Raw genomic sequence first — 8,187 nt, 5'->3', positions numbered from 1 at the left:
GATAAAGAGGAACTGTCTTTGTCCTTTGGAGCAGAACAATCTTTGCGGAGGTGGTGGGGATGACCAAGGAAAAGCTGGTGGTGGTGGGCCAGTATCACAATCTGGTGATGGCGGATTTAGCGAAGGCCAGACTGGATGCGGCGGGGATTCCCTCGGTGCTGGAGAATGAGAGTATGGCCCAGGTGTATCCCGGAGCATCCTTTGCCTTTGGGGGTGTTAAACTCTTGGTTCGGGCGGAGGATGAGCAACAGGCCTTAGAGATTCTCGCGGTTTTGGTGGAGGACCAACCGGTTGAAGAAGATGAGGAACCGGATGAAAGCGAAGAAGATGGGGAAGATTTTCCAGGGCTCCTTGAATGAGGCAATCCTGTTGAAAAGCACCCTTTCCTGTAGTAAGCTTAGTAATGAGGGTAACTGATGATTGGGGTATAGAAGTTGGAGCTTCCCATTAAAGCAATGCTAGACAGCAACGCCTTTGATTTGATTGCAGCAGCTGATGTTTGGCCTTTGCTTGTACCGTTGGTTCGCCAAGGCTATCTGCAGTTTCTTTCTACACCGGTGCAGGAAGCGGAGATCGCGGCCATTTCCGATGCAAGAAAACGCAGACAGTTGCAGGCAATTCCGCGCCTTGTATGTCCCGTTCCCGATGAATTGGACCTGGATCTTGGGGGAGCGTCGGACGACTTGATTCTCAGTGCAGCTGAAAAATATGCCGATGTGCTGGTTACCCAGGATAAGGTCTTGACTATGCGTTGTGCCCAAAGAAGTACGTGTCGGGTGACAGACCTCGATGGGCTGTTTAGACTATTGGTTCAGTTGAAATCCCAAGGAGGAAAGGACGGAGCGTGACCATGAAGCGACTATATCGCTCCCGTACGGAGCGTAAGTTGGGTGGTGTGGCCGGGGGCCTGGCCCAATACTTCTCCATTGACCCCAGTTTGGTGAGACTTTTGTGGGTGATTGTTGGTTTGTGGGCGGGGTTTGGTCTGTTGGCATACATCATCGCCTGGATCATTATCCCCGAAGAGCCCGAGTGGGATACCGTTGATGTGGATTGACGGGCGAGGATAAATCAGTCTGTGAAGGGGCGATGATGATGGGAAAGAGGCTTTATCGGTCTAGACGGGACCGTATGATTGGTGGTGTAGCTGGCGGGCTTGCGGAGTATTTCGGGGTGGATCCGGTAATCATGCGTCTTATTTGGTTGGTGCTGCTTTTTACTGGGATTGGATTTTTTGCTTATATTGCGGCCTTGATCATTATCCCCGAAGCCTCCGACGAGGAGCCCTTCTCTGGGGAGCCTGGGCACAGCCATCCCGGGGATGCCGGTACCGCAAAACAACTGCTGGGAATTCTTTTGATCGCACTTGGAGTCATATTCTTGGTGCGGAATATGATCCCGAGCTATATCTTCATACAGGTGCGGCGGTTTTTTTGGCCTACCCTGTTGATTGTGTGTGGTGTGGCGCTGATCTGGAACGGTACAAGAAAGGAATAGATCTATGTCCCCCTCCCGTTTGTTTTTCGGTGTGTTGCTAGTCTTTTTTGGCATCTGCCTTTTGTTGAGTAATTTGGGGGTGTTGGACCCCTCTTTCTGGTCGAACCTGCACCGGGCTTGGCCAGCCCTTTTGATTCTGCTGGGGATTAGTCTGTTGTTTGGTAGGCGCACCTCTCTGCTGTCGCTGGTTGTCCAGTTCCTTTTGATCGGTGCCCTGGTGGCTGCTGTCTTCTACATGGGAGTTTATTGGGCAACCACTGAGTCGGAACAGAAAGAGGTTTTCTTCCATGGGGACCCAGGGACGACCACCGTTGCGCGGCTGCAGATGGATATACCCGCCGGTAGCCTAAGGCTGAGGGCCCAGTCCGAGTCAGTCCTGCTCTATTCCGATATTACCTATCACGGTCTTCCACCCCGCTGGGAAGTGGAGCAGAAGGGGGACGTGGCGGAGTATACCCTTTCCTTTTTCCGGGAAGAGACCCTCTTGAACTGGGCCGCGGGGATGAAGGGTGAGGTGACCTTGGCCAATCAGGTCCCGTGGCATTTGGTGCTACACCTGGGGGCGGGAAAGCTCGAAGCGGACTTGACTACCGCGGTGGTGAATTCCTTGGAGGTGGATGTGGGAGCGGGGGAACTCCACATTGTCCTGGGTGATGCCGGGAAGGGCTCCACGGTGAGGATCAACAGCGGAGTGGGAAAAGTCACCGTCGGCTTGCCCAAGAATGTGGGCATCCGGATTTCCAGTGAAGGGGGCATCACCTCCCGCAGTTTCTCCGGCCTGCGGGAGATGGGTGACGGAGTTTGGGTGAATGATTTGTACGGTATCGCCTCCACCCAATACGACGTGGTCATTGCGTCCGGGGTCGGAAGTTTGGAGATCGACCTGTATTGACGTGGTGGACGGTACCGATGTCTCCGTCGACAAAATCAACGAGAGGAGTGATTTGATGCGACGGTTTTTGTTTTTGGTGTTGGCAGTATTGATGGTGGTGGCCGTTGGCTGCGAAGTCAAAATCCTGTTTTCCGAGGAGTTTGGCTTTGAGGATGACGGGGGCCGCTGGGAGGTCTGGTTGGATCCGGACCCGGCGGGCACAAGCCCGTGGCAGTTTACAAAGAATAGTCAATATGCCCGCAGTGGCAATTATGCCCTGGAGGCATTCTTTGACCCACAAGCTGCCGACCGGCCCTATTCGGTTTGGATCGAGCGACCCTTGGAGCTGCTTTCCTATGCGCCGGTGCGGGTGAAGATCCGTTTTTCCCTGGTAGTGCCTGAAGGGGAGTCCGTGTTCTGGAACGTGCGGGCTTACGCAGGTACCCGGCCTGCCGAAAGTATCTATGATTTCGAGATGCTGTCTACCTCCGGCGACCCGCAAAAGTGGCAGGTTTACCAGTACGAAAGGGAACTGGAGCTGGACCAGGGCGGAGTCCTTTGGGTGGCCATCGGGATCGAACTGCAACATACCACCCGGTTTAGGGGATATATTGATGATATCAGTATCGAGGTGGCGGGACCTACGGATCTAAACCTCGGACAACAAAGCGGCTCCCTAGGGAGCCGCTTTGGGATCGAGAATCTAATATTGGATGAAGCAGTAACAGGACAGCGCCGAAAGGCTGTCCTCCATGAGCAGATCTCTATATTAAATTTAGGATGCGCCGCTTTGGGCCCGGAGCCTTGCTTTGCTGCCGATATGCCCCAGCATTTCCAGGTCGTTGATGACCAGGCGGAAGCGACAGCCTAGGTGCTCCGCCGCCCGCTTGCACATCTCCATACGGGAAAGGTAGATGGTGAAATAGTCCATAACTTGGCAGATGCGGTTGTCAAACTGGATTTCTAGGGCGATGATCTGATCCGCTGCATCCACCGTGACTTCCGAATGGGTGATGGCCAGATTCACCCGATCGTGGATGTCGGTGGAGTTCTTCTTATGGGCCCGGGTCCGGTGGGCGTCACTCTTGTCAGCAATGATTAGTGCAGCGCAAACCGGGCTGACGGGATGACCGATCTCCTCTTCGTGATTTGCGATCGCGGTGGTGATCTCGGTAATCTCCTCTAGGGGCATGCCCAACTGCCGCAGTTCATGGAACACGATATTGGCCCCCGTAGGCCCGTGGTACTTCCGATTATGCATATTGCCGATGTCATGCAAATAACCGGCGATGGCACCCAATTCCACCGTGCGAGGGGGATATCCCAGGGACTTCAGGATATACGCGGTGACCCGTGCCACATAGCTGACGTGGCGGAACCCGTGCTCTGTATAACCCCGGGTGGTGAGATAGTCATTGGCCTTAAGGATCATGAAGTTAAAGTCCGGGTTGTTCTTGATGTCCTGAAAGGTGATCATGGTAACCCCTCCTGCACCATTCGTTCCACTTATTATAACATCCCCGGGGCGGAACAACAATGTATGCCAAGAATCAACTAAACCCATCCCTTGCCAGTGGTGGTCCACGTTTCTAAGGAATGGAGAGATCCTTGCTCGTCCCTTTTTTAGACCAGGAGTTTACTCGGGTTTAACCGCAGCTGGTCGGGTAAGGACCACCTGGTGAAGGGAAAACTATCCTTCCCATCCTGTTTATGATATAATCCACGTACAGCGCTCTGGTGCCCACCGGGGCGTGGGGAGGGAAGATATGGATACTGAGCCTAGACAAACAGTGAAGCCGGTAAGAATCCTGGCGGTGAGCGACTATGCCCACGCCTATCTATATGATCACTTCGATCCAGAGAAATGGAAGGACATCGATTTGGTGATCTCCTGCGGTGATTTGGACAGCCGCTATCTGTCCTTTTTGGTGACGATGATCAACGCCCCCTTGTATTACGTCCGGGGGAATCACGATGCTCACTATGAAGAACGTCCCCCCGAGGGCTGTGAGGACATCTCGGGGCGCCTTGTGGTGTATAAGGGGCTGCGGATCATGGGCTTTGAAGGAAGCCCGTGGTACAACGGTCGCGGGGTTCAGCTCACCGAGTGGCAGATGTGGTGGCGGGTCCGCAAGATGCGTCGGCATCTGCGCCGGCACAAGGGTGTAGACATTGTGGTCACCCATGCACCCCCGGCGGGGGTGCATGAAGACGATGACCATGTGCATCGGGGATTCAAAGTCTTTCGGGATCTGATCCGGGACTACTCTCCCCGCTACTTTCTCCACGGCCATACCCGCATAACCTATCTGAACCGGGATCGGCTCAGCGTCGTGGATGAGACCCAGGTGGTGAACGTCACCGGCTATTACGTTTTGGAGGTCCCCCCGCTTAACTGACCTGACGCTTCAGGGTATACTGTCCCAGCAGATGATTGATGAACTGCCGGGCGGTTCTTCCCGAATAACCGTTTTGGGACATCTGCCACTGCAAAGCCCTTTGGTGCAGGGTCTCCCGGTCTATCTTCAGCTGGTGTTCTTGGGCCATGGCCTCCACGATTTTCAGGTAGGTTTTCTGGTCAGGACTGGGGTAGTAGATCCGCAGGCCAAACCGGTCAGCCAAGGACAGTTTCTCCTGGGTGCTGTCCTGGGGATGGACCTGCCGATCGTCGAAGTATTCTGCAATCAGGTGCCGACGGTTGGAAGTGGCATAGATCAGCACGTTTTCCGGACGGGAGGAGAGTCCGCCCTCCAAAGCAGCCTTCAGTCCCTTGTACTGGGTTTCCCCTTCTTCAAAGGAAAGATCGTCAATGAAGACGATGAACCGGTAGGGCTGGTTCCGCAGTTGCTCTGCTAGGATTGGGAAGTATTCCAGATCCTCCTTGCTTACTTCGATCATCCGTAGTCTCGTGTCGGCAAACTCGTTGAGCAAAGCCTTGATGGTGGTGGATTTGCCGGTGCCTCTGCCACCAAAAAGAAGCACATTGTTGCCAGGAGCCCCCGCTAGGAAGCTTGCGGTGTTCTCGGTAATGAGCCGGATCTGTTCCTCACAGTCCACCAATTGGTCAAACCGCACCGGCTCCACGTGAGAAAGGGGCCAGAATTGCCCTTCCCCCTGAACCATGCTCCACCGGAAGGCCTGGTAGCGGGAAAAGATTCCGGTGCCCCGCCGTTGGTAATATTCCCCCAACAGGGATAGGGCCTCTTCCCAGTTGGGCAACTCTAGAAGCTTTTGTTTCACTTCCGCTTTATACACGTCATATTCTGTTTCCTGAAAGGGGATGAAGTTCTCCCAATGGGCACAGCCCACGTCGGAGGAGGGATCGTCGTAGGCGAAGTCGCTCTTCGCCCTTTTTTCGATTTGCTCTAAGAGCATATAGGAGTCGATTTGGGACAATACCTGCAGATGGCGCAGATCTGTTTTCACTGCCGTCCCCAGGCCCGGACTTAAGGCGTCGGGACTTAAGTGCTGGACTTTGAGGCTGAACACGTTCTCGTCGGCCAAGATCAGTTCCAGCAAGTGGTTTTGCCAGAGGTTGCCGATGATGGGTTCACCGCTAAGTTCATAGCTTTCAGCCAGCTGCGCGGTCAGTTCGTTATATTCCAAGCTCAGTTCTTCCACACTGAGCCCATCCTTCTTGATTCCATAAAGCACGTTGCCGAAGCGCCGGTAAATGGGGTCTTCCTTCAGCCGGCGGTAGATGCTTAGGGGGAAATAGGCAAGGCGTGCCTGCCGCAGCAAACGCTCGTTCATTACACAGACCTCCAACCCTTTGACTTCAAGAAGATTATACAGTCTAAGGGTGGGCGTGACAAGAAAACGGCCCGTTGGGACCACTGTTCCCCCAAAGGACCAAGAAAAAGGGAGAATTGTCGCGGTGCTGTCGGGCCTACAGGGTTTTTTTCGATCGGTTCCTGACACAACTGCTTTTGAAGGTTATAATAGCTTCTGGTATCATACCGATCGAGGTGAGCAGGATGCTTGTGGATTATCATTTTCATATCTATCGTGACAATGTCGGACCGGTGTCATATCGGGCCGCCGATCTAATAGAATGTGCCGAAAGGGCCCAATCCCTAGGGATTAAGGAGCTGGCTTTCACGCCCCATCTTAGTCGTTTCGTGGAGGCGGAACCACTGTTTCGGCCCATTGAGGAGAAAACCCATCCGGAGGTGCGGCAATGGTTGCAGGAGACCCGCACCGCACGTCTTGAGGAATATGTCCGGGTGGTACAAGAAGTGCAGGCTCAGGGCTTTCCGGTGAAACTAGGGCTCGAAGTGGACTACTTTCCCCAGGCCGAGGATCTGATCCGGGAGATTCTGGGGGATTATCCCTGGGATTACGTTTTGGGGGCGGTCCATTTTATCGACGACTTCGCCGTGGATTTCTCCAAGGAAATCGGCTGGCCGGAGCGGGATGTGAACCAGGTGTATAAAGACTATACCCAATTGGTGATTAGCGCCGCCCACTCGGGACTCTTCGATGCCTTGGCCCATGTGGACCTGGTCAAGAAGTTCGGGGCCCGACCCAAAAATGATCTAGGGTTGGAGTTGGCCAAGGAATGTGCCGAGGAGTTTAAGAAGGCCGGGGTGGCTGTGGAGGTGAACGCGGCGGGACTACGCAAGCCCGTGAAGGAGATCTACCCCAGCCTCGCCATCCTTTTTTTGTGCCAAAAGGAAGGGGTACCCATTGTTCTTGGTTCCGATGGCCATGGACGGGACGAAGTGGGGCTTTTGGTTTCCAAAGCAAGGACTTGGGCAGAACAGGCGGGCTACAGCGAAGTGTCCACCTTCATCCAGCGTCAGCGGCAGTCTCAACCGCTGTGAGTTCTTGATACAGTCGTAGCAGGATTTGGGCCTTTAACAGAATGGTGCTGCGCTCCAAGGGCGAAACTTCAGTCTTGGTGTAGTAATAGCTTTTGTGGTGCAGGACTTGTTCAAGCAGCTTGATCAACTGCTCCTCGTCAATTTGTGCAAGGTTTGGCAAGGTGTGAGGTTGTGGTAGTTGTGCCGCCAGAGGTTTTGGTACCGTGGGCTTGAGGTCAAAGAGGCTAGTTTGTTCGCCGGTGAGGATCCCGGAGCAGGGATCGTGCCCCTTGCTATACTCATAGCGCACGTCTTTTCCCAAAGGCGTGGTGCGACACAGTTGCCAGATTTCGTGGATGACAGTGTTCTTTATCTGGGTAGACTCCTGACGGCACAATTCCACCAAAAGTCTTTCAATCTCCCCATAGGCTGCCCTTTTTGCCGTATTGGCGGAGGTTAGTTCTGTCCGAACCTCCCCGAGAAATTGACGGATCAGTTCCAATTGAGATTCCTTCTTTGCCTAGTAGTTTCTTGGGGGATAGCGCCGGTAAAACAACCATTGGGTGGCCATGATCACAAGACCCAAAAGTAGGGATACGGCCAGACTTACCCGCAAGCTGATCACGAAACGGCCGACGACGTACAGACCAAGGCCAATGGTGATTCCATCCAGTACCACTTGCCCCCAGTTTTCCAGGCCGGCCAGGAGGCGGTCGCTAACCAGAAATAACCATAGGTTCAGGCCTAGAATAAACAGCAGCCTAACTACCCCGGAGGCACTGGCGTAAAAGGGTAAGAGGAAATATAGGGTTAGAACGCTGCTTACCAAGCGAGGCAAAATCTTTCTTTTCATGGCGATCATCCTAGGTTTGAAATCCTTCGGATAGTATGCCCCGCTTTCCCGCGAACCTATCGTCTGGCTCGGAAACCTTCTATGCTGATTATATCCTGCCCAAGTCCACCTGGCAAGGATTGTCAGAGAAGCGCCGCATCGTCCTGGGGTGGGAAAAGGCT

Annotated in this window: 12 protein-coding genes; 8 read left to right on the top strand and 4 right to left on the bottom strand. The window is 53.9% G+C overall.

Features of this window, described 5'->3' with window-relative positions:
- Positions 1-59 precede the first annotated feature (59 nt).
- The 6 genes from GXX57_01440 (at position 60) to GXX57_01415 (ending at position 3,239) form a co-directional block, all read left to right on the top strand.
- The gene (locus GXX57_01440; protein HHV43317.1) at positions 60-359 is read left to right on the top strand and encodes a DUF2007 domain-containing protein; all 300 of its coding nucleotides are present in this window, start codon (positions 60-62) and stop codon (positions 357-359) included.
- Between the two features lie 75 nt (positions 360-434).
- Positions 435-848 (top strand): hypothetical protein, encoded by a 414-nt coding sequence (locus GXX57_01435; GenBank protein ID HHV43316.1) that lies wholly within the window; start codon positions 435-437, stop codon positions 846-848.
- 2 nt (positions 849-850) lie between these two features.
- Positions 851-1,057: a PspC domain-containing protein gene (locus GXX57_01430; protein ID HHV43315.1), complete on the top strand. Its 207-nt coding sequence runs from the start codon at positions 851-853 to the stop codon at positions 1,055-1,057.
- Between the two features lie 38 nt (positions 1,058-1,095).
- Positions 1,096-1,497, top strand: a complete 402-nt coding sequence (locus tag GXX57_01425; GenBank protein ID HHV43314.1) for a PspC domain-containing protein — start codon at positions 1,096-1,098, stop codon at positions 1,495-1,497.
- Between the two features lie 4 nt (positions 1,498-1,501).
- Entirely contained in the window at positions 1,502-2,389 is an 888-nt protein-coding gene (locus GXX57_01420; GenBank protein HHV43313.1) for a hypothetical protein, read from the top strand.
- Between the two features lie 55 nt (positions 2,390-2,444).
- Positions 2,445-3,239: a hypothetical protein gene (locus GXX57_01415; protein HHV43312.1), complete on the top strand. Its 795-nt coding sequence runs from the start codon at positions 2,445-2,447 to the stop codon at positions 3,237-3,239.
- Here the strand turns inward: GXX57_01415 and GXX57_01410 are convergent.
- Positions 3,144-3,845, bottom strand: coding sequence for an HD domain-containing protein (locus tag GXX57_01410; protein HHV43311.1), 702 nt, complete (start codon positions 3,843-3,845; stop codon positions 3,144-3,146). The genes GXX57_01415 and GXX57_01410 overlap by 96 nt on opposite strands.
- 289 nt (positions 3,846-4,134) lie before the next feature.
- Between GXX57_01410 and GXX57_01405 the strand changes: the two genes are divergently transcribed.
- Complete coding sequence (locus GXX57_01405; protein ID HHV43310.1) at positions 4,135-4,767, top strand: metallophosphoesterase; 633 nt, start codon at positions 4,135-4,137, stop codon at positions 4,765-4,767.
- Here GXX57_01405 and GXX57_01400 read toward each other — a convergent pair.
- Complete coding sequence (locus GXX57_01400; protein HHV43309.1) at positions 4,760-6,121, bottom strand: ATP-binding protein; 1,362 nt, start codon at positions 6,119-6,121, stop codon at positions 4,760-4,762. The genes GXX57_01405 and GXX57_01400 overlap by 8 nt on opposite strands.
- A 215-nt stretch (positions 6,122-6,336) precedes the next feature.
- Here GXX57_01400 and GXX57_01395 point away from each other — a divergent pair, with 215 nt between their 5' ends.
- Positions 6,337-7,194 (top strand): histidinol-phosphatase HisJ family protein, encoded by an 858-nt coding sequence (locus GXX57_01395; protein ID HHV43308.1) that lies wholly within the window; start codon positions 6,337-6,339, stop codon positions 7,192-7,194.
- On the opposite strand, the gene GXX57_01390 is transcribed toward GXX57_01395, so the two are convergent.
- Positions 7,160-7,675 carry a hypothetical protein gene (locus tag GXX57_01390; protein HHV43307.1) on the bottom strand — a complete coding sequence of 172 codons (516 nt, stop codon included), beginning with the start codon at positions 7,673-7,675 and terminating at the stop codon, positions 7,160-7,162. The genes GXX57_01395 and GXX57_01390 overlap by 35 nt on opposite strands.
- 18 nt (positions 7,676-7,693) lie before the next feature.
- Positions 7,694-8,026, bottom strand: a complete 333-nt coding sequence (locus GXX57_01385) for a hypothetical protein (GenBank protein ID HHV43306.1) — start codon at positions 8,024-8,026, stop codon at positions 7,694-7,696.
- Positions 8,027-8,187 lie beyond the last annotated feature (161 nt).

This window comes from Bacillota bacterium (genome assembly GCA_012839765.1).
GTDB lineage: Bacteria > Bacillota > Limnochordia > DUMW01 > DUMW01 > DUMW01.
This window is presented reverse-complemented; position numbering and strand designations above follow the sequence as displayed.